At 74.0% G+C, this 20604-nt stretch carries 22 protein-coding genes and 4 pseudogenes; 17 read left to right on the top strand and 9 right to left on the bottom strand.

Annotation, left to right across the window (positions count from 1 at the left end; translation table 11 throughout):
* Nucleotides 1–157: 157 nt before the first annotated feature.
* The gene (locus tag MF408_RS18335) at nucleotides 158–376 is read right to left on the bottom strand and encodes a S26 family signal peptidase (RefSeq protein WP_240248891.1); all 219 of its coding nucleotides are present in this window, start codon (nucleotides 374–376) and stop codon (nucleotides 158–160) included.
* A 231-nt stretch (nucleotides 377–607) separates the two neighbouring features.
* Between MF408_RS18335 and sodN the strand changes: the two genes are divergently transcribed.
* The 3 genes from sodN to MF408_RS18320 all read left to right on the top strand — a co-directional run bounded on the left by sodN (nucleotide 608) and on the right by MF408_RS18320 (nucleotide 2579).
* Nucleotides 608–1012, top strand: a complete 405-nt coding sequence (gene sodN / locus MF408_RS18330) for a superoxide dismutase, Ni (protein WP_240248890.1) — start codon at nucleotides 608–610, stop codon at nucleotides 1010–1012.
* A 291-nt stretch (nucleotides 1013–1303) separates the two neighbouring features.
* Nucleotides 1304–1738: an anti-sigma factor gene (locus MF408_RS18325; protein ID WP_240248889.1), complete on the top strand. Its 435-nt coding sequence runs from the start codon at nucleotides 1304–1306 to the stop codon at nucleotides 1736–1738.
* Nucleotide 1739: 1 nt separating this feature from the next.
* The gene (locus MF408_RS18320) at nucleotides 1740–2579 is read left to right on the top strand and encodes an RNA polymerase sigma factor SigF (RefSeq protein ID WP_240248888.1); all 840 of its coding nucleotides are present in this window, start codon (nucleotides 1740–1742) and stop codon (nucleotides 2577–2579) included.
* A 44-nt stretch (nucleotides 2580–2623) separates the two neighbouring features.
* On the opposite strand, the gene MF408_RS18315 is transcribed toward MF408_RS18320, so the two are convergent.
* On the bottom strand, nucleotides 2624–3028 hold the full coding sequence (locus MF408_RS18315) for a hypothetical protein (protein ID WP_240248887.1): 405 nt from the start codon (nucleotides 3026–3028) through the stop codon (nucleotides 2624–2626).
* Nucleotides 3029–3252: 224 nt separating this feature from the next.
* On the opposite strand from MF408_RS18315, the gene MF408_RS18310 reads away from it, so the two are divergent.
* Nucleotides 3253–3507 (top strand): WhiB family transcriptional regulator, encoded by a 255-nt coding sequence (locus tag MF408_RS18310; RefSeq protein WP_240248885.1) that lies wholly within the window; start codon nucleotides 3253–3255, stop codon nucleotides 3505–3507.
* A gap of 65 nt (nucleotides 3508–3572) precedes the next feature.
* On the opposite strand, the gene MF408_RS18305 is transcribed toward MF408_RS18310, so the two are convergent.
* Entirely contained in the window at nucleotides 3573–5045 is a 1473-nt protein-coding gene (locus MF408_RS18305; RefSeq protein ID WP_240248883.1) for a PAS domain-containing sensor histidine kinase, read from the bottom strand.
* Between the two features lie 44 nt (nucleotides 5046–5089).
* On the opposite strand from MF408_RS18305, the gene MF408_RS18300 reads away from it, so the two are divergent.
* From MF408_RS18300 to MF408_RS18285, 3 genes are all read left to right on the top strand, one after another.
* Nucleotides 5090–5971, top strand: coding sequence for a DUF2785 domain-containing protein (locus MF408_RS18300; protein WP_275693221.1), 882 nt, complete (start codon nucleotides 5090–5092; stop codon nucleotides 5969–5971).
* Between the two features lie 173 nt (nucleotides 5972–6144).
* Nucleotides 6145–7638, top strand: coding sequence for an acetolactate synthase (locus MF408_RS18290; RefSeq protein ID WP_240248882.1), 1494 nt, complete (start codon nucleotides 6145–6147; stop codon nucleotides 7636–7638).
* A 59-nt stretch (nucleotides 7639–7697) separates the two neighbouring features.
* Nucleotides 7698–8108: a hotdog domain-containing protein gene (locus MF408_RS18285; protein WP_240248881.1), complete on the top strand. Its 411-nt coding sequence runs from the start codon at nucleotides 7698–7700 to the stop codon at nucleotides 8106–8108.
* Between the two features lie 195 nt (nucleotides 8109–8303).
* Here the strand turns inward: MF408_RS18285 and rsrA are convergent, their stop codons facing one another.
* The 5 genes and pseudogenes from rsrA to MF408_RS18265 form a co-directional block, all read right to left on the bottom strand.
* The gene (gene rsrA / locus MF408_RS18280) at nucleotides 8304–8585 is read right to left on the bottom strand and encodes a mycothiol system anti-sigma-R factor (RefSeq protein WP_240248880.1); all 282 of its coding nucleotides are present in this window, start codon (nucleotides 8583–8585) and stop codon (nucleotides 8304–8306) included.
* Complete coding sequence (locus tag MF408_RS18275) at nucleotides 8585–9232, bottom strand: sigma-70 family RNA polymerase sigma factor (RefSeq protein ID WP_240252025.1); 648 nt, start codon at nucleotides 9230–9232, stop codon at nucleotides 8585–8587. The genes rsrA and MF408_RS18275 overlap by 1 nt, the downstream gene beginning before the upstream one ends.
* A 119-nt stretch (nucleotides 9233–9351) precedes the next feature.
* A complete protein-coding gene (locus tag MF408_RS18270) occupies nucleotides 9352–9663 on the bottom strand; it encodes an alpha/beta family hydrolase (protein WP_345893956.1) in 312 nt (103 codons plus the stop codon).
* Nucleotides 9664–9700: 37 nt separating this feature from the next.
* Nucleotides 9701–9862, bottom strand: a pseudogene (locus tag MF408_RS27085) (hydrolase); the annotation flags it as partial.
* A 128-nt stretch (nucleotides 9863–9990) separates the two neighbouring features.
* Nucleotides 9991–10785 (bottom strand): SOS response-associated peptidase, encoded by a 795-nt coding sequence (locus MF408_RS18265; protein WP_240248878.1) that lies wholly within the window; start codon nucleotides 10783–10785, stop codon nucleotides 9991–9993.
* A gap of 64 nt (nucleotides 10786–10849) precedes the next feature.
* On the opposite strand from MF408_RS18265, the gene MF408_RS18260 reads away from it, so the two are divergent.
* The 4 genes and pseudogenes from MF408_RS18260 (at nucleotide 10850) to MF408_RS18245 (ending at nucleotide 15115) form a co-directional block, all read left to right on the top strand.
* Nucleotides 10850–11392 (top strand): DoxX family protein, encoded by a 543-nt coding sequence (locus tag MF408_RS18260; RefSeq protein WP_240248877.1) that lies wholly within the window; start codon nucleotides 10850–10852, stop codon nucleotides 11390–11392.
* Nucleotides 11393–11453: 61 nt separating this feature from the next.
* Nucleotides 11454–12773 (top strand): annotated as a pseudogene (gene aroA / locus MF408_RS18255) (3-phosphoshikimate 1-carboxyvinyltransferase).
* Nucleotides 12774–12786: 13 nt separating this feature from the next.
* Entirely contained in the window at nucleotides 12787–13854 is a 1068-nt protein-coding gene (locus MF408_RS18250) for a ribosome small subunit-dependent GTPase A (protein WP_240248876.1), read from the top strand.
* A gap of 298 nt (nucleotides 13855–14152) precedes the next feature.
* Nucleotides 14153–15115: a type IV toxin-antitoxin system AbiEi family antitoxin domain-containing protein gene (locus tag MF408_RS18245; protein ID WP_240248875.1), complete on the top strand. Its 963-nt coding sequence runs from the start codon at nucleotides 14153–14155 to the stop codon at nucleotides 15113–15115.
* 181 nt (nucleotides 15116–15296) lie between these two features.
* Here the strand turns inward: MF408_RS18245 and MF408_RS18240 are convergent, their stop codons facing one another.
* Nucleotides 15297–15746 (bottom strand): DUF2231 domain-containing protein, encoded by a 450-nt coding sequence (locus MF408_RS18240; protein ID WP_240248874.1) that lies wholly within the window; start codon nucleotides 15744–15746, stop codon nucleotides 15297–15299.
* A 78-nt stretch (nucleotides 15747–15824) separates the two neighbouring features.
* Between MF408_RS18240 and MF408_RS18235 the strand changes: the two genes are divergently transcribed.
* The 6 genes and pseudogenes from MF408_RS18235 to MF408_RS18215 all read left to right on the top strand — a co-directional run bounded on the left by MF408_RS18235 (nucleotide 15825) and on the right by MF408_RS18215 (nucleotide 20582).
* Nucleotides 15825–16745 (top strand): inositol monophosphatase family protein, encoded by a 921-nt coding sequence (locus MF408_RS18235; RefSeq protein WP_240248873.1) that lies wholly within the window; start codon nucleotides 15825–15827, stop codon nucleotides 16743–16745.
* Between the two features lie 33 nt (nucleotides 16746–16778).
* Nucleotides 16779–16904 (top strand): annotated as a pseudogene (locus MF408_RS27080) (histidine kinase); the annotation flags it as partial.
* 157 nt (nucleotides 16905–17061) lie between these two features.
* A complete protein-coding gene (locus tag MF408_RS27075; protein WP_345893764.1) occupies nucleotides 17062–17217 on the top strand; it encodes a CBS domain-containing protein in 156 nt (51 codons plus the stop codon).
* Between the two features lie 90 nt (nucleotides 17218–17307).
* Entirely contained in the window at nucleotides 17308–18780 is a 1473-nt protein-coding gene (locus MF408_RS18225) for a response regulator (RefSeq protein WP_240248872.1), read from the top strand.
* Nucleotides 18665–18925: pseudogene (locus MF408_RS18220) on the top strand (sensor histidine kinase); the annotation flags it as partial. The gene MF408_RS18225 and the pseudogene MF408_RS18220, both read left to right, overlap by 116 nt.
* Nucleotides 18926–19229: 304 nt before the next feature.
* A complete protein-coding gene (locus MF408_RS18215; protein ID WP_240248871.1) occupies nucleotides 19230–20582 on the top strand; it encodes a DUF4173 domain-containing protein in 1353 nt (450 codons plus the stop codon).
* Nucleotides 20583–20604: the final 22 nt, after the last annotated feature.

The raw sequence follows: 20604 nt of genomic DNA, 5'->3' as shown, positions 1-20604 counted from the left end.
CGGTCAGTGGCGCGGTCGGCCGGGTCTCCATCTTGCCGGCCAGGTGCAGGTCGAAGACCTGCTCACCAGCGCGGGGGTGCGGTCGGGGCTGGCCTGCCATGCCGGGCGATTCTTCCACAGCGGGCTCGCGTGCCGCCGCCTTCCGGGGTGGCGCTGGTCACACCGTCCGGCGACGCCGGACCGGTCGGATCCGCCGCCGCGGGCGCGGCCACAGCCGGGCGACGACCACCGCGAGGACGTCGCTCTCCGGCACGGCGCCGCGGTGCCGTGAGTCGGTGCTGGCCGCGGGCCGGTCGCCGAGCAGCCACCACCCCTCCGGCCGCCGTTCGTGGGCCCGCTTGACCGCGACGGTGCCGTCGGCGAACCGGGCCACCACGACCTCCCCGGCCGGGGCGGCCGGCCGTAGCGCACGAGCAGGCGGTCGCCGGGGTCCAGCGTCGGGCGCATCGACTCGCCGCGGACGACGGCCATGCCGAGCGGCAGCAACGGGCGGCGGACGGCCGTGACCGACCCGCGACCCTCGTTCCTCGGTGCACCCACGACGAGTAGTGTCGCAGTCAGGAGGAACCAGCTTCCTCGTCCGTCACGCGACTCAGAGAGGACCCGCATGTTCTCGCGTCTCTTCGCCCCCACCATCGAGGTCTCCGCGCACTGCGACCTGCCCTGCGGCGTCTACGACCCCGCGCAGGCCCGGATCGAGGCCGAGTCGGTCAAGGCCATCTGCCAGAAGGTGGCCGACAACGACGACCCCGACTTCCGCATCCGTGCGGCGATCATCAAGGAGCAGCGCTCCGACCTGGTCAAGCACCACCTCTGGGTGCTGTGGACCGACTACTTCAAGCCGCCGCACTTCGAGAAGTACCCGCAGCTCCACCAGCTGGTCAACGAGGCCACCAAGCTCGCCGGCGGCGGTGGCGGCACCAAGGCCGTCTTCGACGTCGAGGTCGCCGACCAGCTCCTGGCGAAGATCGACGAGATCGCGAAGATCTTCTGGGAGACGAAGCAGGGCTGAGCGGAGCGGCTGCGGGCCGACGGCCGTGAAGCAGCCGCGACCGCTGCGCCGCGGAGCTCGGCCCTGCCATCAGGACTGCAGGGCTGAGCGGAGCGGCTGCGGGCCGACGGCCGTGAAGCAGCCGCGACCTCTGCGCCGCGGAGCTCGGCCCTGCAATCCAGCACAGCAGGGCTGAGAAGCTCGGCGCTCCCGTCGGTGGCCGTGTCCCTCGTGGGGCACGGCCACTGCCGTCTGTGGGAGCCGGTGCTTCGTCTAGGCTGGCGACCGTCAGCGACCAGCAGGAGGATCTGCATGTCCGAGAGCAGCGCCACGGTCCGCACTCTGCGCGCCCGGTCCGACGTCGAGCTGCGGCTGCCGGCCGACGGGGCGTTCGCGTCGGTGCTGCGCACCCTGACCGCGAGCCTCGCCGCCCGCCTCGACTTCACGATGGACGACATCGAGGACCTGCGGATCGCGGTCAGCGAGGCGGTCGCGATGGTGCTGGCCGAGGCCGACCAGGGTGTCGACCTGGTCTGCGAGTTCCGGATGAACCCGGGTGAGCTCACCCTCCGCGTCGCCACCACCTCCTCCTCGCCGACCCCGCCCGACTACGAGAGCTTCGGCTGGCAGGTGCTCACGACCCTCACCAGCGACGCCCGGGTCGAGGCCGTCCCCGGCCGCTACGCCGTGTCGCTCACGCTGACCTCGTCGATCGACCCCGTCGCCGCCGACGGAGCCGGTCTCTGACATGACCTCGGTCAACTCCCGCGGTGGCGGGGCGCCACTCGATGCCGAGCTGCTCGAGCTGCTGGCCGACCCGCCCACCACCGAGGACGCCCGCAACCGCAACGCGGTGCTGTTCGCGATCCTCGACCGGCCGAGCATCTCCGAGGAGGAGCGCCGGACCGCGCGGGAGGAGCTGGTCGCCAACAACCTCCCGCTGGTGGAGCACTGCGCGCGCCGGTTCCGCAACCGGGGCGAGCCGTTCGAGGACCTGGTCCAGGTCGGCACGATCGGGCTGATCAAGGCGGTCGACCGGTTCGACATCGCGCGCGGCGTGGAGTTCTCGACCTATGCGACGCCGACGATCATCGGCGAGATCAAGCGGCACTTCCGGGACAAGGGCTGGGCGATCCGGGTGCCCCGCCGGCTCCAGGAGCTGCGGATGCAGATCGCGTCGGCGACCGCGGAGCTCACGCAGACGCTGGGCCGGTCCCCGACGCCGCGCGAGATCGCCGAGGCGGTCGGGTGCTCGGTCGAGGAGATCGTCGAGGGCATCGAGTCGAGCAACGCCTACGCGACGCTGTCGCTCGACGCGGGCGACGACTCCGAGGACGGCGGCCAGAGCATGCTCGACGCGATCGGGGTCGACGACGCCGGATTGGCGCACGTGGAGATCCGCGAGTCGGTGAAGCCGCTGCTCGAGAGCCTGCCGCCACGGGAGAAGAAGATCCTGCTGCTGCGGTTCTTCAAGAACATGACCCAGTCGCAGATCGCCGCCGAGATCGGCGTGTCGCAGATGCACGTCTCGCGCCTGCTCAGCCGCACGCTGGAGCAGCTCCGCACGTCGCTCGAGACCGACGCCTGACGCCTGCCTGGCCGACCGGCGCGTGCCGGACCGGCCGGTGCCGCTCAGGTCGGGTCGGGCTCGTCCGGCGGTCCCGGTGACAGGGCCGCGATCGAGTCGCGGTGCAGCAGCCCGACCAGCACCACCACGGCGGTCGCCGCGAGCAGCACGGCGACCAGCGTGTGCTCGCGGAGGTTCCAGGCGAGCCCCAGCCAGACCAGCTGGGTGAAGAGCGTCGGGCCGCGCGACCAGCCCGCCCGGCGGAACAGCCCGACGGCCGCGGCGAGCAGCACGACGCCGTACGCCGTGAAGAAGGCCGCCGTCGACAGCCCCAGGCCGAGCCGCTCCGTCGAGACGTTGGCGAGCTCCGCCACACCGAGCAGCGTGAGCACCGCGCCCTCGACGCCGACCAAGGAGGCGGCGACGGTCAGCGGCGGCGGGACCCGCCCGGGACTCGGTGCGTCGGACACGACCGGCAATCGTAGGTCTCGGATCGTCAGGACGGGGTACCGGCCCTGGGTTGTGACCCAACCGACCACCAGAAATCCTTGATTCGAAAGCCTTTCCTTGGAACCCTGGAGGGGCGATCGTGAAACCGTTCACTTTTGCGGTCCTTGTCGCGCCCGCAGGCCGGTGGGCGCAGCCACAGCCTGGTCACGGCCTGCACGCATCAGAAAGAGGGAATCCCCCACCCATGGATTGGCGTCACCGTTCCGCATGCCTCGACGAGGATCCGGAGCTGTTCTTCCCGATCGGCAACACCGGTCCGGCCATCCTCCAGATCGAGGAGGCCAAGCAGGTGTGCCGTCGCTGCGAGGTGCGCGAGCAGTGTCTCGCGTGGGCTCTCGAGGCGGGGCAGGACCACGGCGTCTGGGGAGGCCTGAGCGAGGACGAGCGGCGCGCGCTGAAGCGGCGCAACGCCCGGGCCCGCGTCCGCACCAACGTCTGAGAGCGCACTCGCAGCGTCCGTTCGAGCGGTCGTGACCCGTCCGGCCACCTCCCGTCACTCCGGTCTCAGTCCGGCCCGTCCAGCGGCAGCGAGACGTCGGCCCGGGTGCCGCCCAGCGGCGACCGGCCGAGCTGCAGGTGGCCACCGAGCTCGGACTCGACGAGGGTCTTGACGATGGACAGCCCCAGGCTGGGTGAGCTGTCGAGCTCGAACCCCTCGGGCAGCCCCGAGCCGTCGTCGTCGACCACCACGGCCAACCGGCCGCCGTGCCGCTCGACCCGCAGCACGATCTCCCCCTCCCGGCCGCCGTCGCCGGGGTAGCCGTGCTCGACCGCGTTCTGCAGCAGCTCGGTGACCACCATCGCCAGCGCGGTGGCCTGGTCGGACTGCAGGAGCCCGAACCGTCCCTCGCGGCGCACCCGCACCGGCGCCAGCCCGACGTCGGTCACCAGCCGCGCGAGCCGGTCGGCGATGTCGTCGAAGTCGACCGTCTCCTCGACCGCCTGGCTGAGGGTCTCGTGGACGATCGCGATCGATCCGACCCGGCGAACCGCCTCCTCCAGCGCGGTCGTCGCCTCCGGCGAGTCGATCCGGCGCGCCTGCAGCCGGAGCAGGGCCGCGACCGTCTGCAGGTTGTTCTTCACCCGGTGGTGGATCTCGCGGATCGTCGCGTCCTTGGTGACCAGCTCCCGGTCGCGACGCCGCAGCTCGGTGACGTCGCGGAGCAGGATCAGGCCGCCGATGTGGTGGCCCTCGGGCCGGAGCGGGATCGAGCGCACGATGAGGGCCACGTCGCCCGAGCCGATCTCGGTGTCGCGGTGGGCGCGGGCGCCCAGCACCGCGCTCAGCGTCTCCTCGTCGGGCCGCTTGCGCGGCGGCACCAGCTCGCGGGTCAGGTCGGCGACGACGTGGCCGGCGAGGTCGCCGGTGAGGCCGAGCTTGCGGTAGACCGACAGCGCGTTGGGGCTGGCGTAGACCACCCGGCCGGCGGCGTCGACGCGCAGGAAGCCGTCGCCGACCCGCGGGGAGTCGGCGTGGTCGCTGCGCTGCCCGGGCTCCGGGAAGTGGCCCGAGGCGATCATCTTGGTCAGGTCCCCGGCGGTCTGCAGGTAGGAGATCTCGAGCCGGCTCGGCGTCCGCACCCCGAGCAGGTTGGTGTTGCGGGCGACCACCGCGATCACCCGGTCGCCGCGGCGGACCGGGATCGCCTCGACCCGCACCGGCACCTCGTCGCGCCACTCCGGGTCTCCCTCGCGCGCGATCCGGCCCTGCGCGAACGCGGCGTCGACGAGGGGCCGCTTGCCCGTGGGCACGAACGTGCCGACCACGTCGTCGACGTACGCCGTCGGTCCGGTGGTCGGCCGCATCTGGCCGCCGGCCCAGAACCCGGCGCCCTCCCGGTCGGGCAGCCACAGCACGAGGTCGGCGAAGGAGAGGTCGGCGATGATCTGCCAGTCGGCCAGCAGCAGCTGGAGCCAGACGACGTCGTCCGCGTCGAGATCGGTGTGGCGCCGGACGACGGTGGACAGGGACGGCACGGGTTCACGGTAGTGGGCGGCGCCAGGTTTGGCAGGATGAGCCCATGCGCCCTCCGGTCGACTGGCACCACGTGTCCGCCGCCGGCTTCGAGGTGCCCCGGGACCGGCCGCTGTCCGACCTCACCGCCGAGCTCACCGAGCTCCTCGGCAGCCCCGACCCCAAGCTGCGCGACGAGGTCGCGCTCGAGGTCATCTGCACCTGGGTCGAGCGCGGCGTCTACGACGACCTGCTGCCGGGCCTCGGCGACGGCATCGCGACCGGGCTGCTCACCGGCATCGGCGAGTCGGGCACCGACACCGTGTTCCGCCGCAGCTTCTCCGCGCTGGTGCTGGCCGACATCATCGCCCGCGACGCCCGGCGGCCGCTGGTGCCCCGGGGCAAGGTCCTGGAGTGGGGCGACCGGCTCGCCACCTGGTTCCTCGCCGAGCGCGACGAGCGGGGGTTCGTGCCCGGGAAGGGCTGGGCGCACGCCATCGCCCACGGCGCCGACGCGCTCGGTGCGCTGGCCCGGTCGCAGCACTGCGGGGCGGGCGAGCTGCTCGTCGTCCTCGACGTGATCGGTGAGCGGGTGCTCCGCGTGCCCGACCGGGTCTGGACCGCCGGCGAGCCGGACCGGCTCGCCCTGACCGCGCTGCAGGTGCTGCGCCGCGGGCTGGTGCCGCAGGACCTGGTCGAGCCGTGGCTGGAGCGCATCGGCGACGCGGCCCGCCGGCGGCCGACGCCGCCCGGGGAGCGCGACGTCTACGTGCACACCGGCAACCCGGCGGCGTTCCTCCGCTCGCTCTACCTCCAGGTCGCGCTCGGCCCCGAGCAGCCGCCGGACCGGTCCGACCTGCTGCTGACCCTGGTCACCCACCTGCGCCGCGCCCACCCGGCGTACCTCGGCCCGTCCCACCACCGCGCCGACCCACCGCCCCAGCACTGACCGATCTCGGTACGGTGCCCTCATGACCTCGACCGACGAGTCCCCCGCCGGCACCGCGACCGAGCTCTCCGGCCACGCCGGCGAGCTCGCGGTGGCCGTCGCCCGTGCCCACGGCGTGGAGACGATGTTCACGCTCTCGGGGGCGCACGTGTTCCCCGATGTACGACGGCGCGGTGAAGGCCGACCCGCCGATGCGGCTGCTCGACGTCCGGCACGAGCAGACCGCGGCGTTCGCGGCGGAGGCGACCGGCAAGCTCACCCGCGTCCCCGGCCTCGCGGTGCTCACCGCCGGTCCCGGCGTGACCAACGGCGCGAGCGCCCTGGCCCAGGCGAGGTTCGCCGGCTCCCCGATGGTGGTCGTCGGCGGCCGCGCTCCCAACAACCGCTGGGGCGCCGGCGCGTTGCAGGAGATCGACCACCTGCCGATCGTCGAGACCATCACCAAGCTCGCCCGGACGCTGCCGACCGCCGGCGACGTCGCCGCCGGGTTCGACGAGGCGTTCCTCGCCGCCCGGTCGTCGCACCGTGGCCCGGCGTACGTCGACGTCCCGATGGACGAGTTCTTCAACCAGGGCACCGGCCGGGTGCCGACGGTCGGCGCCGCTGCGGGACGCGGCGCGGAGCCCGACTCCGATGCGCTCGAGCGGATCGCCGGCCTGCTCGCCGCCGCCCGGCAGCCGGTGATGATCCTCGGCACCGACGTCTGGGCCGACCGCGCCGAGGAGGCCGCGCTGCGCTTCGTCGAGACCGCCGGCGTGCCCGCGATCACCAACGGCATGGGCCGCGGCGTCGTGCCCGGCGGCCATCCGCTGCTGGTCACCAAGGCCCGCAGCGCCGCGCTCGGCGGGGCCGACCTGGTGGTCGTGGTCGGCACGCCCCTGGACTTCCGGCTCGGCTACGGGGTGTTCGGCGGCAAGGACGGTGCGGAGCCGGCGAAGGTCGTCCACGTCGCCGACGCCGCCGACCAGGTCTCGACCCACGCCGCCCTCGCGGGCGCCGTCTCCGGCGACCTGACGTCGGTGTTCGACGGCCTGCTCGCCGCCCTGGACCGCGGCAGCCGACCCGACTGGTCGGCCTGGGTCTCCGGGCTGCAGGACACGGTCGCCGCCGCCACCGCCCGCGACCGCGAGCTGCTCGGCGCCGAGGCCGACCCCGTCCACCCCGCCCGGATCTACGGCGAGCTGGTCCCCCGTCTGGCCGACGACGCGGTCGTCATCGGCGACGGCGGCGACTTCGTCTCCTTCGCCGGCAAGTACGTCGAGCCGCGGCGCCCCGGCTGCTGGCTCGACCCCGGTCCCTACGGCTGCCTGGGCGCCGGCCTGGGCGCCGCGATCGCCGCCCGGATCGCGCGTCCGTCCTCACAGGTGGTGCTGCTGCTCGGCGACGGCGCCGCCGGGTTCTCGCTGATGGACGTCGACACCCTCGTGCGGCACCGGCTGCCGGTCGTGATGGTCATGGGCAACAACTCCGCGTGGGGCCTGGAGAAGGGTCCGATGCAGATGCTCTACGGCTACGACGTCGCGGCCGACCTCGCGCCCCCGCACCGCCTACGACGAGGTCGTCAAGGCGCTCGGCGGCGCCGGCGAGACCGTGACCGACCCCCCGCCAGATCGGGCCGGCGCTCGACCGGGCGTTCGCCGCGGGGACGCCGTACCTCGTCAACGTGATCACCGACGTCGACGCGGCCTACCCGCGCAACACGTTCGGCATCTGAGGCGCGGCGCCGATGACCCAGACCCCCTCGACCGAGGCGGCCCTCGAGTTCACCGTCACCGACGCCGACACCGCGGTCGCGGTCGGCTCCGGCAGCCTCCCGGTGCTGGGCACGCCGCGGCTGCTGGCGTGGTGCGAGGCGGCCACCTGCGCGGCGATCGACCCGGTCCTCGCCGACGGCGAGACCAGCGTCGGCACCCGGGTGCAGCTCGAGCACCTCGCGCCGAGCGCGGTCGGGCAGCGGGTCGAGGTGACCGCACGACTGGCGTACGCCGACGGCCGGCTGCGCCGGTTCTCCGTCGCCGCCCGCAACCTCGGCCCCGACGGGCCCGGCGCGCTCGTCGGCAGCGGGGGAGGTCACCCGGGTCGTCGTCGACGCCGCTCGCTTCCTGGGCCGGATTTCGGGTTGACCCGGCCGACCTGAGAGACTGTCCTGTCTCTCGACTTCCAGGAGGAACCATGGGCAAGACCGGCCGCAAGCGCCGCGCGCGCCGCAAGAAGGGCGCCAACCACGGCAAGCGCCCCAACAGCTGAGCACGGCTGTGACCGAGCCCCCGGACCACTGGTCGCGGGGGCTCGCTCGTCTCCTGAGGACTCCGCCCTCGGCGGGCGCCGGGGCTCAGCCCTCGGTGATCCGGACCTGCACCGCCTGGATCTGCACCCGGACCTTCTCCCGCAGGTCGGCCGGCGCCTTCTCCGAGCAGGAGCGGGCGACGAGCGCCTTCACGGTGCGCTGCAGGTCGTAGCGCTCCAGGCAGGGGTTGCAGCCCTCGAGGTGGGCGCGGACGACCGCACACTCCCCCTCCTCGAGCTCGTTGTCGATCAGCCGGACGATGCGCTCGAGGAAGTCGACGCACTCCTCGTCGGTGTGCTGGCCGGGACGGCCGTGCTCGTGGCTCATCAGCGGCCTCCCTCGACGGGCGCGTCGCCGCCGGAGCGGACGTAGTCGGAGAGCATGTCGCGCAGCTGGCGCCGGCCGCGGTGGAGCCGGGACATCACCGTCCCGATCGGCGTTTCCATGATCTCGGCGATCTCCTTGTAGGCGAATCCCTCGACGTCGGCGAGGTAGACCGCCAGCCGGAACTCCTCCGGGAGCCGCTGGAGGGCGTCCTTGACCTGGCTGTCGGGAAGGTGCTCGAGCGCCTCCATCTCCGCCGACTTCAGCCCGCTCGACGTGTGCGACTCCGCGCGGGCGAGCTGCCAGTCCTCCACGTCCCCGGAGTCGGTGCTCAGGGACTGCTGCGGCTGGCGCTGCTTCTTCCGGTAGGTGTTGATGAAGGTGTTGGTGAGGATCCGGTAGAGCCAGGCCTTGAGGTTGGTGCCCGGCTTGAACTGGTGGAAGGCCGAGTAGGCCTTCGCGAAGGTCTCCTGCACCAGGTCCTCCGCGTCCGCGGGGTTGCGGGTCATCCGCATCGCCGCGGAGTAGAGCTGGTCGAGGAACGGCAGCGCGTCGCGCTCGAACCGCGCCGCCCGCTCCTCGGGCGTCTCGGTCGCGAGGTCGACGGGCTCGTCGGCAGCTGCCAGGTCGAGGTCGGAGGTCTCTGTCATCGCCTCCCAGCCTACGTCGACCCGCTCGGGGCGTTCGAGGACGGCGTTCATGTCCTCCACAACCGCGCGCCCGGCGTCCTCATTCCCGGGCCGGCGGGATCGGCGGGCACCGGTCGCGGTCAGCCCGCGACCTCGCGGACGACCCACTCGAGCGTGCACTCGACGACGATCTCCATCGCCTCGTCCTGGCTGATCGAGGCCCGCTTCGGCACCGCCAGGCCGTGGTCGGCGTCCGGCACCACGGCGAGGTCGACGTGGGACAGGTCGGGGAGCTCCTCCGGTCGCCCCATCGGGTCGTTCGCACCCTGCACGACCAGCGTCGGCACCCGGGTCTCCTCGAGCTCGGCGAGCCGCGACCTCTCCGGCCTCCCCGGCGGGTGCAGCGGGAACGAGAGGGGCCAGGCAGCCGGTCGCGCCCAGCGCCTTGGCACACCGGGCGCCCGAGCGGGCACCCGCCGAGCGGCCGCCCACCACCAGGGGCGTGCGCACCCGGATCGTGTCGGCCGCCGCGCGGAGCCCGGCGTCGAGCGTCGGCGGCGGTGTGGCGATCCGCCGTCCGGCCCGCCGCCACGGCTGCTCGAAGAGCATGACGGTGACCCCCTGCCGGGGCAGGGTCTGCGCCAGCGCCACCAGGTCCCGCGCCTCGATCCCACCGCCGGCCCCGTGGCTGAGCAGCAGGGTTGCGATCGGGCGCCGGGCCCGGTGGGTGACCAGCCGCCCCTCGCCGACGGGCGTGGGGACGAGCCGCTCCTCGGACGTCACCGGACGTGCCCCTCCGCCGCCAGGAGCGTCTCCTCGAACGGCACGGGCTCGACCAGCTCGGGGCCGTTGTTCCGCACGTTGCCGACGGCGCGGGCGACGGGAAAGGCCTCGAGCCCGGTCTCCTGCGCCGGCACCAGCAGGTCGAGCAGCCGGTCCTTCGGGGTCTGCGGGTCGAGCCACGCCGAGCGGCGCTCGGGCGTCACCAGGAGCGGCATCCGGTCGTGGATCCGGCCCAGGTGGTCGGGAGCGTCGGTCGTCAGCACCGTGCACGTCCAGCGCCACCGCTCCGGGTCGTCGTCGGACCGGGTGGGGTCCTTCCACAGCTCGTAGAGCCCCGCCATCGCCAGGACCGACCCGTCCTTGGGCCGGATGAAGAACGGCTGTTTGGCCGGCTTGCCCTTCTCCTTCTGCTGCGTGGGATACCACTCGTAGTAGCCGTCGGCCGGGAGCAGGCAGCGCCGCGCGGCGAACGCGCGGCGGAACGCCGGCTTCTCCGCGACCGTCTCCATCCGCGCGTTGATCATCCGGCTGCCGATCGAGGGGTCCTTGGCCCAGAACGGCACCAGCCCCCACCGCAGCACGCGGAGCTGGCGCACCGGCTCCGGCTCGCCCGTCCCCTCACCGGGCTCCCCCTCCCGGTCCGCCGGGGGCCGCTCGAGGACGGCGTACACCTCCTTGGTGGGCGCCACGTTGTAGTCGGGGTCGAGCACCTTGTCGAGGCGCGGGTCGATGACCTCGAACTCCTCCGCCAGGTCGTCCGGGCTCCTGCTCGAGGCATAGCGACCGCACATGGCGACAGCGTATCCGCGGCGACGGGCGCTGGTTGGCCGCGACGCTTTGGGGTAGCAAGGAGGTATGTCCCTCACCAGACTGATCGCCCGCCCCCTCCTGGCCTCGGCCTTCGTGGTGACCGGGGTCCACGCGCTCCGCAACGCGGCCGCGCTCGCGCCGCAGGCACAGCCCGTCACCGACCGCATCGCGCCGCTCGCCGAGAAGGCCGTGCACCAGGCGGCACCGGACGCGTCGGTCCCCAAGGACCCGACGACGTGGGTGCGGGTCATCGGCGGCGTGCAGGTCGCCGCCGGTGCCGCGCTCGGCCTCGGGAAGTTCCCGCGACTCTCCGCGGTCGCGCTCGCCGCGACGCTGGTGCCGAGCACCGCCGCGACGCACCGGTTCTGGGAGGAGACCGACAAGGAGCGGCGGGAGCAGCAGATGCAGCAGTTCTTCAAGGACGCCTCGCTGCTCGGCGCCCTGGTGATCGCCGCCGGCGACACCGAGGGCCGGCCCGGGCTGGCGTGGCGCGCCCGCCGCGCGGCGAAGGACGCCCGCCGCGAGGCCGGGCACCTCGCCTCCTCCGCGCGCCGCGAGGCCAAGCTCGTCAAGGCGGAGCTCACCTGACGGCTCACCTGAGGGTCGAGCCGGGAGCGGACCGGCCGCGGTCTCCTAGACTGCGGCCGTCATGAACAGCGCTCCCGCCTCCGTCGCCCCCACCCCGCTCCCCGACCCCTGGCCGGCGCCGGTGGCGAGCGGACCGGTCGACGCGGTCGTCACGCTGCCGGGCAGCAAGTCCCCTGACCAACCGCGCGCTCGTGCTCGCCGCGCTGGCCGACGGGCCGTCAGTCGTACGACGCGCGCTGCGCTCGCGCGACACCCTGCTGATGGCGCAGGCGCTCACGGCGCTCGGGGCGCCAGTCGACACCTCCGGTCCCGACTGGGCGGTGACGCCGCTCGACCGGGACGCCGCAGCGGTCACCGCAGCCGTGGACTGCGGGCTGGCGGGCACGGTGATGCGGTTCGTGCCGCCGGTGGCCGGCCTGGTGCGCGGCTCGGTCGCGTTCGACGGCGACCCGCACATGCGCAACCGACCCGTCGGCGAGGTGCTGGGCGCGCTGCGCACGCTCGGCGTACGGGTCGACGACGGTGCTCGGGGCTCGCTGCCGTTCGTCGTCGCGGGTGACGGCCGGGTGCCGGGCGGCCGGGTGGTGGTCGACGCCTCCGCCTCGTCGCAGTTCGTGTCCGCACTCCTGCTCGCCGGCGCCCGGTTCGACCAGGGCGTCGACGTGCGCCACGACGGCAAGCCGATCCCCTCGCTCCCCACGTGGAGATGACGGTGGCGATGCTGCGCGACCGGGGGGTGACGGTCGACGACGCCGACGCGAACCGGTGGGCGGTCGCCCCCGGCCCGGTCGCGGCGTACGACGAGGCGATCGAGCCCGACCTCTCCAACGCGGCGCCGTTCCTCGCCCTGGCCGCGGTCAGTGGCGGCTCCGTGACGGTGCGCGACTGGCCCGAGGCGACCACCCAGGCCGGCGACGCGCTCCGCGACCTGCTCGCGCAGATGGGCTGCTCGGTCGAGCGGGTGGCCGACGGACTTCGGGTGACCGGCCCCGACGGCGGGTGGCGGGGGTTGCAGGGCCTCGACGCCGACCTGCACGACGTCGGTGAGCTCGCGCCGGCCGTCGCCGCGCTCTGCGCGCTCGCCCAGACCCCCACCTACCTGCGGGGGATCGCCCACATCCGCGGCCACGAGACCGACCGGCTGGCGGCCCTCGCCACCGAGCTCGGCCGGCTCGGCGCCGACGTGACCGAGCACCCCGACGGGCTCTCGATCCGTCCCTCATCGCTGCGCGGCGGCGTGTTCCGCACCTACGCCGACCACCGGATGGCGCACGCCGGCGTGGTCGTCGGCGCCGCCGTGCCCGGCGTGCTCGTCGAGGACGTCGCCACCACCGGCAAGACGTTCCCCGACTTCGCCGGCTTCTGGTCGCGCCTGATGTGACGGACGCGCGGCGATGACGGGGCGGTACACCGAGCACGACGTCGAGCACTACGAGCGACCGCGCCGGCGCACCCGTCCCCGCACGAAGGAGCGCCCGACCTACGACGACGCCGTCGACGGTGTCGTCGTCACGGTCGACCGCGGCCGCTACACCCTCCTCGTCGGCGACCGGACCGTCACCGCGGTGAAGGCCCGGCCGCTCGGGCGCAAGGGGGTCGTGGTGGGCGACCGGGTGCGGGTCGTGGGCGACGTCACCGGCGACCCCGGCTCACTCGCCCGCATCGTCGAGGTCGAGGAGCGCAGCACCGTGCTGCGTCGTACGGCCGACGACGACGACCCCGTCGAGCGGGTGGTGGTCGCGAACGCCACCCAGCTGGTCGTCGTGACGGCGCTGGCCGACCCCGAGCCGCGGCCGCGGCTGATCGACCGGGCGCTCGTGGCGGCGTTCGACGCCGGGCTGGCGCCCCTGCTGTGCCTCACCAAGGCCGACCTGCGCGACCCGGAGACGCTGCTGTCGACGTACTCCTCGCTCGGCGTGCCCTGGGTCGTCACCCACCGCGACGCCGACCACCGGATCGTCGGCCTCGACGACCTCCGCGACCGGCTCCGCGGCCACGTCAGCGTGCTCCTCGGCCACAGCGGCGTCGGCAAGTCCACGCTCGTCAACGCGCTCGTCCCCGACGCCGGCCGCGAGACCGGTGTGGTCAACGCCGTCACCGGCCGTGGCCGGCACACGTCGACGTCGGCGGTGATGCTGCCGATGCCCGGTGGGGGCGGTGAGAGCGGGGTCGGTCGGAGTGAGGCCGGTGCGGGCGGGGCCGGTGCGGCGGCGCCGCGCTCGTGGATCGTCGACACCCCCGGGATCCGCTCCTTCGGCCTCGCCCACGTGCAGCCCGAGCACCTGATCGAGGCCTTCCCCGACCTCGACGAGATGACCGAGGACTGCCCCCGCGGCTGCACCCACGCCGACGACGAGCCGGAGTGCGGGCTCGACGAGGCCCTCGCCGCCGGCACCGCCGACCCCGACCGGGTCGCGTCCTTCCGGCGGCTGCTCGCCGCCCGGTCGGTGACGGAGTACTGAGGGGCGGTCGGCGCCACCGCTCCGACTGCGGCGCGGCCCCCGGCTGGTGCCGCGCGTCTCGGCTGCCGCGCGTCCCGGCTGCCGCGCGTCCCGGCTGCCGCAGATTCATCAAGGTATGTCGACGAACCTGCGCCTCCCACGGTGGGTACGCCATGGGAAGCGCGGACTGGCCGACATACCGTGATGAATCTGCGGCGCGTGGTGCGTGGGCTTCGACCGGCCCGGCAACCGTCCACAGGCCCCTTGCCGCGGGCCGGCTGTCCACAGCGCACGACCCGACCGTGTGCGGTTGCGGCCGGTGCGCGCGAGCGTCGTCGGCATGGACGTGATGCGAGCACTGACCCGCGAGTGCGGGTTCTTCACCCGGGCCGAGGCACGAGCGGCCGGCTACGACGACCGCGACATCGCGCGGAAGGTCCGGCAGGGCGAGTGGACCAGGTTCCGCCGGGGGTTCTACGCCCTGACGGCGGAGTGGACAGCGCTCACCCCGGTGGGCCAGCACAAGGTGCGGAGCCGCGCCGTGCTCCGGTCGCTGGGTGACTCGGTGGCGCTGAGCCACGTCTCCGGGGTGATCTGCCACGGCATCGACGTCTGGGGGATCCCGCTCGACCGGGTGCACGTCACCCGGCTCGACGGAGGTGCCGGCCGGGTCGAGGGTGACGTCGTCCACCACGAGGGGGTGGTGGTGGACGACGACCTGCTCGAGGTCGACGGCCAGCTCGTGCTCAGGCCGGAGCGGTGCGTGCTCGAGGCCGGGTCGCGGGCGACGAACGAGGTGGCGCTGTGCCTCCTCGACGGCGGCCTCCGCATCGGCGCGTTCGACCAGGACCGGCTGGAGGCGTGCTTCAGCGTGCTCCAGGCCTGGCCGTTCATGCGGCACCTGTGGATCCCCGTGCGGATGGCCGACGGCCGGTCCGGGTCGATCGGCGAGTCGCGCGGCAGGTGGGGCTTCAAGGGCATCGGGATCCCCTGCCCGGAGCTACAGCACGAGGTGCGCGACGCCGACGGCACGCTGATCGGCATCAGCGACTGGTGGTGGGAGCGGTTCGGGCTGCTCGGCGAGTTCGACGGCCGGGTGAAGTACGGTCGGCTCCTCCAGCCGGGCCAGGACCCCGGCGACGCGGTGTTCCAGGAGAAGGTCCGCGAGGACGCCATGCGCGAGGCCAGGGGAGCCCGGATGATCCGGTTCGTGTGGAGCGACTACGACGACCCTGCCCTGATGCGGCAGCGGTTCGACCGGCTGATCCGCCGGGCGGGCTGAGCCACGGGGCGGCTCGGCCTCGGGGCGGCTCGGCCTCGGCAGCCGCAGGTTCATCAAGGTATGTAGGCGAGTCCTCGCCTCCCACGGCGTACCCACCGTGGGAGGCGCAGGTTCACCGACATACCTTGATGAATCTGCGCCTCCTGTGCCGCCGCGAGTCCACCACCCCCGGCGACCCGCCTCACCCGCTGATCCCGTACCACGCGATCTGCGCCCCCGCGTCCCCGGTCAGCACGGCGTAGACCAGCGTCAGCACCGCCAGTGCGGCGAGTGCGATCGCGAGCACGACCTGTGCGACGCCGCGCCGGCGGTGCAGTGCGGCGGCGAGCACGGCGACCGCTCCGAACGCGGTGGTCGCCCACCGGAGGATGTTCGCCCGGCTCTCGTGGGTCTCCAGCAGCTCGGCGAGGGGACCGCCGTACTGGTTGGCCTCCTCGAGCTGTTCGCCGGAGAGGTACGCCGTCCACACCGCCAGCACCACGACCACCGCGGCCACGGCGACCGGCCAGCGCAACCCGTCGCGCCACCGCCCCGGAACGGCGTAGACCACGGCGGCCACGGCGGTCAGCGGCGTCAGCACGACCGCGGCGTGGACGACGAGGGCGTGGAGGGGCAGCCCGTTGATCTCCATGGTTGAATCCTGCACGACCTCGGTCCGCGGCAACAGTCCCTCCACGTCCTCGCGGGCGGGGCGCCGTAGGGTGCCCTTGTGGCGACCGACTACACCGACGACCTCCGGCTGGCGCACCTGCTGGCCGACGACGCGGACTCGCTCACCCAGGCCCGGTTCCGCGCGCTCGACCTGCACGTGATGAGCAAGCCGGACCTGACGCCGGTGACCGACGCCGACCAGGCGGTCGAGGAGTCGATCCGGCGCACGCTCTCCCGGGTCCGCAGCAGGGACGCGATCACCGGCGAGGAGCAGGGCACGTCGGGGCACTCGCAGCGCCGGTGGATCGTCGACCCGATCGACGGCACCAAGAACTTCGTGCGCGGCGTCCCCGTCTGGGCGACGCTCATCGCGCTCGCCGTCGACGACGAGGTGGTGCTCGGGGTCGTGTCGGCGCCGCAGCTGCAGCGCCGCTGGTGGGCGTCCGCCGGCTCCGGCGCGTGGACCGGCAAGTCGCTGATGAAGGCGACCCGCTGCGAAGTCTCCGACATCCGCCGCCTCGAGGACGCGTCGCTCTCCTACTCCTCGCTGCACGGCTGGGAGGAGCGGGGCCTCGGCGACGACTTCCTGGCGCTGATGCGGCGGGTGTGGCGAACCCGCGCCTACGGCGACTTCTGGTCTTACATGCTGCTCGCCGAGGGGGCCGTCGACGTCGCGGCGGAGCCGGAGCTCCACGTCTACGACATGGCCGCGCTCGACATCATCGTGCGCGAGGCCGGCGGGCGGTTCACCTCGCTCGACGGCAGCGACGGTCCGTGGGGAGGCAACGCGCTGGCGAGCAACGGCCACCTGCACGAGGCCGCCCTGTCGTTCCTCGGCACCCTTCCCGGCGGGGAGGACGACCCCGACTGGCCCACGAGCGGCCCCGGCACGGTCTCCGACCTGCGGCAGCGCCGCCGCGGCACGGACCTCGCCGACGGCGACACCGGCACGGAGTCCACAGACGGCTCGGACGCCTAGTCGGCGCGGCTGCGACTGAGTAGCCTCCGTCCCATGCGCATCGCAGAGGTCCTCCAGGCCAAGCAGATCCGGGACGTCGTCACGATCTCCCCTGACGCCGGCGTGCGCGAGCTGATCGCGACCCTGGCCGAGCACGAGATCGGCGCCCTCGTCGTGAGTGCCGACGGCAGCTCGCTCGACGGCATCGTGAGCGAGCGCGACGTGGTGCGCCACCTCCACCACGACGGCACCGTCGTCAACAACACGGTGGGCGCGATCATGACGCCGGTCTCGGAGATCACCACCTGCTCCCCCCACCGACGGGCTCGACGAGGTCATGCACCAGATGACGACGGGTCGCTTCCGCCACATCCCGGTCTGCGACGAGGACCGGCTGGTCGGCCTGGTGAGCATCGGCGACCTGGTCAAGCACAAGATCGACCAGCTGCAGTTCGAGCGCGACCAGCTCGACGAGTACGTCCACCAGGGCTGACGGCGTACGGCGGCCGCCGGACCGCGATCTGCACAGAACCTCCACGAGTCGTCCCCGGTCCCGCCCGGTCGCCACTCCTACGCTGCCTGCATGAGCACGCAGCGCCGGGTCCTCGTGGTGGAGGACGAGCCCGTCATCCACCAGACAGTGGCCGACCGCCTCGCCGCGGAGGGCTACGACGTGGTCAGCGCGTACGACGGCCCCGCCGCGGTGGAGGCCTTCGCACGGCACGCGCCCGACCTGGTGCTGCTCGACGTCATGCTGCCCGGCTTCGACGGCTACGAGGTGTGCCGCCGGATCCAGGCCGAGCGGCCGGTGCCGGTGCTGATGCTCACCGCGCGGGACGAGGAGACCGACGTCCTCGTCGGCCTCGGCGTCGGTGCGGACGACTACCTCACCAAGCCGTTCCGGATGCGCGAGCTGACCGCTCGCGTGGCGGCGCTGCTGCGCCGCGTCGAGCGGGCCGCCGAGCTGGCCGGGCGGCGCCCGATCGAGGTCGGCGGGTTGCGGATCGACAACGCCGCGCGGCGGGTGTGGCGCGACGGCGAGGAGGTGCGGCTCACGCCCACCGAGTTCGACCTGCTCGCCTGCCTCGCCGCCGACCCGGGAGCCGTCGTCACCCGCGAGCGGCTGCTCGCCGACGTGTGGGGATGGCCGGGTGCGTCGGGCACGCGCACGGTCGACAGCCATGTCAAGGGCCTGCGGGCCAAGATCGGCGCCGACCGGGTGCGCACCGTCCACGGTGTCGGCTACGCCCTCGAGCCGGACGGGGGCGGCATGACGCCGCTCGCGCGGGTCCGCTCCCTCAAGGTCAAGCTCGGGCTGCTGGTCGCCGCCAGCGTCGCCGTCGCCGCGGTGGTCGCCAGCGTCGGCCGCGCCGGCGGCGTGCCTGCCCTGCTCAGCATCCCGGTCACCATCGTGGTGGCCCTCGCGGTGACGCAGCTGCTGGCGGTGGGGATGGTGGCCCCGCTGCGCGAGATGACCGCCGCCGCGCGGCGGATGGCGCGCGGCGACTACGCGGTCCGGGTCACCGACACCTCGACCGACGAGGTCGGCGAGCTGGCCCGCGCCTTCAACCGGATGGCGCGCGACCTCGCCACCGTCGACCAGCAGCGCCGCGACCTGGTCGCCAACGTCAGCCACGAGCTGCGCACACCGCTGGCCGGCCTGCGGGCGGTGCTCGAGAACCTCGCCGACGGCGTCGGGCCCCGCGACCCGGCCGCGCTCGAGGCCGCGCTGGGCCAGGCCGAGCGGCTGAGCGACCTGGTCGAGGACCTGCTCGACCTGGCGCGCGTCGACGCCGGCCGCGCCGCCCTGGTCCCGCGGGACGTCGACCTCGCGTCCCCTCCTCGAGGCGGCGGTCGAGGAGGCCCGGGTCTCGGTCCGCCCGGTGACCTACGACGTCCAGGTGCCCGCCGGCCTCGTGGTGCGCGCCGACCCGGCGCGGCTGCGGCAGCTGGTCGCCAACCTGCTCGACAACGCCGCTCGGCACAGCCCGGCCGGCGGCACGGTCGCGGTCTCCGCGACCGCCGACGAGCACCGCTACCGGCTCGAGGTCCGTGACCAGGGCACGGGCGTCGCGCCGCAGGACCGCGAGCGGGTGTTCGAGCCCTTCGGCACGCTCAACGCGACCGACGGCGGTGGCGGCACCGGTCTCGGCCTGGCGATCGCCCGCTGGGTCACCGACCTGCACGGCGGCATCATCCGGTTCGTCGACCCGGAGCCCGGCACGACCGGCGCCCGGGTGTGGGTCGACCTCCCACTGCGTCCACCCGACCGGCCGGCGCCGGCGGCACCGGTGACGACGCCGACCGTCGCTCCCCCGACCGCCGCTCCCCCGTCAGCTCCACCACCGACGACCGCGGTGCCCTCCGGCGCGCCGCGAGCGGTCGCCGTACCAGCGCGGCCGCTGCTCGACGACCTGTTCGGCGGCTTCTGGCCCGACGCGGCCACCCCCGGCCCGGCTGTCGGCGCTCCTCGGCGCGCTCGGCACCGGCCTGCTCGCCGCCGTCGTGCTGCCGTTCCGCGACGCCGGCACGGGGTCGCTCCTCGTGCTGCTCGCGGCCGGCGCGGTGGTCCTCGGCGCGGCACGCGACCGGCGCGACCCGTTCACGCTCACCTGCGCCGCGCTGTGCGTGCTGCTCGCGGCGACCACGGTGGTGCGCGACGCCGACTGGCTGCTCGTCCTCTGCGTGCTCGCGGGCGGTGTGCTGTGCGTCTGCGGGGTCACCCGGGGACGCACGCTGCCGGGGTTCGTGCTGGCGGCGGCGGCGCTGCCGCTGGCCGGGCTGCGTGGCCTGCCGTGGCTGGGCCGCACGCTCGCCCGCCTCCCCGGCCTCGGCCGGGGCGCGGCGCTGGTCCGCACCGTGCTGCTGTCGGCGCTCGGGCTGGTCGTGTTCGGCCTGCTCTTCGCCTCCGCCGACGCACTCTTCGCCGAGTGGGCCGGCGCTCTCGTGCCCGACCTCACCGTCGACACGTTGGTGCTCCGCACGTTCGTGACCGTCGCCGTCGGCGGCGTCGTGCTGGCCGCGGCCTACCTCGCGCTCAACCCCCCGAACGTCGACCGCGACGAGCGACCGCAACGCCCCGCCTCTCACCGGTTCGAGTGGCTGGCGCCGGTGCTGGTCGTCGACGCCGTCTTCGCGGCCTTCCTCGCCGCCCAGGCGACGGTGGTCTTCGGCGGCCACGACCACCTGCGCCGGACCACGGGCCTGACCTATGCCGAGTACGTCCACCAGGGCTTCGGCCAGCTCACCGTCGCCACCGCGCTCACGCTGCTCGTGGTGTGGGCGGCCGCGCGCAAGGCGTCGCGGGTCGGTCCGGCCGACCGCGCCTGGCTACGTGGGTCGCTCGGACTGCTGTGCGCGCAGACGCTGGTCGTCGTCGCCTCCGCGCTCCACCGGATGCACGTCTACCAGGAGGCCTACGGGTTCACCGGCCTGCGGCTCGTGGTCGACGTCTTCGAGGGCTGGCTCGGGCTGCTCGTCATCGCGGTTCTCGTCGCGGGCGTCCGGCTGCGGGCGCGGTGGCTGCCGCGGTTCGCGCTGCTCAGCGGCGCCGTCGCGCTGCTCGGGGTCGCCGCCATCAACCCCGACGCGTGGATCGCCGAGCGCAACCTCGAGCGGTACGACGAGACCGGGCGGATCGACGTCCACTACCTCAGCCGGCTGTCCGACGACGCCGTGCCGACCCTCATCCGGCTGCCCGACGACCTCGAGCAGTGCGCGCTCGCCGGCCGGGAGCGGGCCGACGACGACTGGCTGGAGTGGAACCTCGGCCGCGCCCGTGCCGCCGAGCACCTCCCGGACGACGTACCGCTCAGCACCGCCACCGGCCCCACCCTCGACTGCCCGCCGGCGTCGTGACCCGGGTCAGTAGGGTCGAGGG

The sequence above is a fragment of the Nocardioides sp. TF02-7 genome, assembly GCF_022437945.1.
In the GTDB taxonomy this organism is placed as follows: Bacteria; Actinomycetota; Actinomycetes; order Propionibacteriales; family Nocardioidaceae; genus Nocardioides.
Note: the sequence above shows the minus strand (reverse complement) of the source record. Positions and strands in the feature narration are given on the sequence as shown.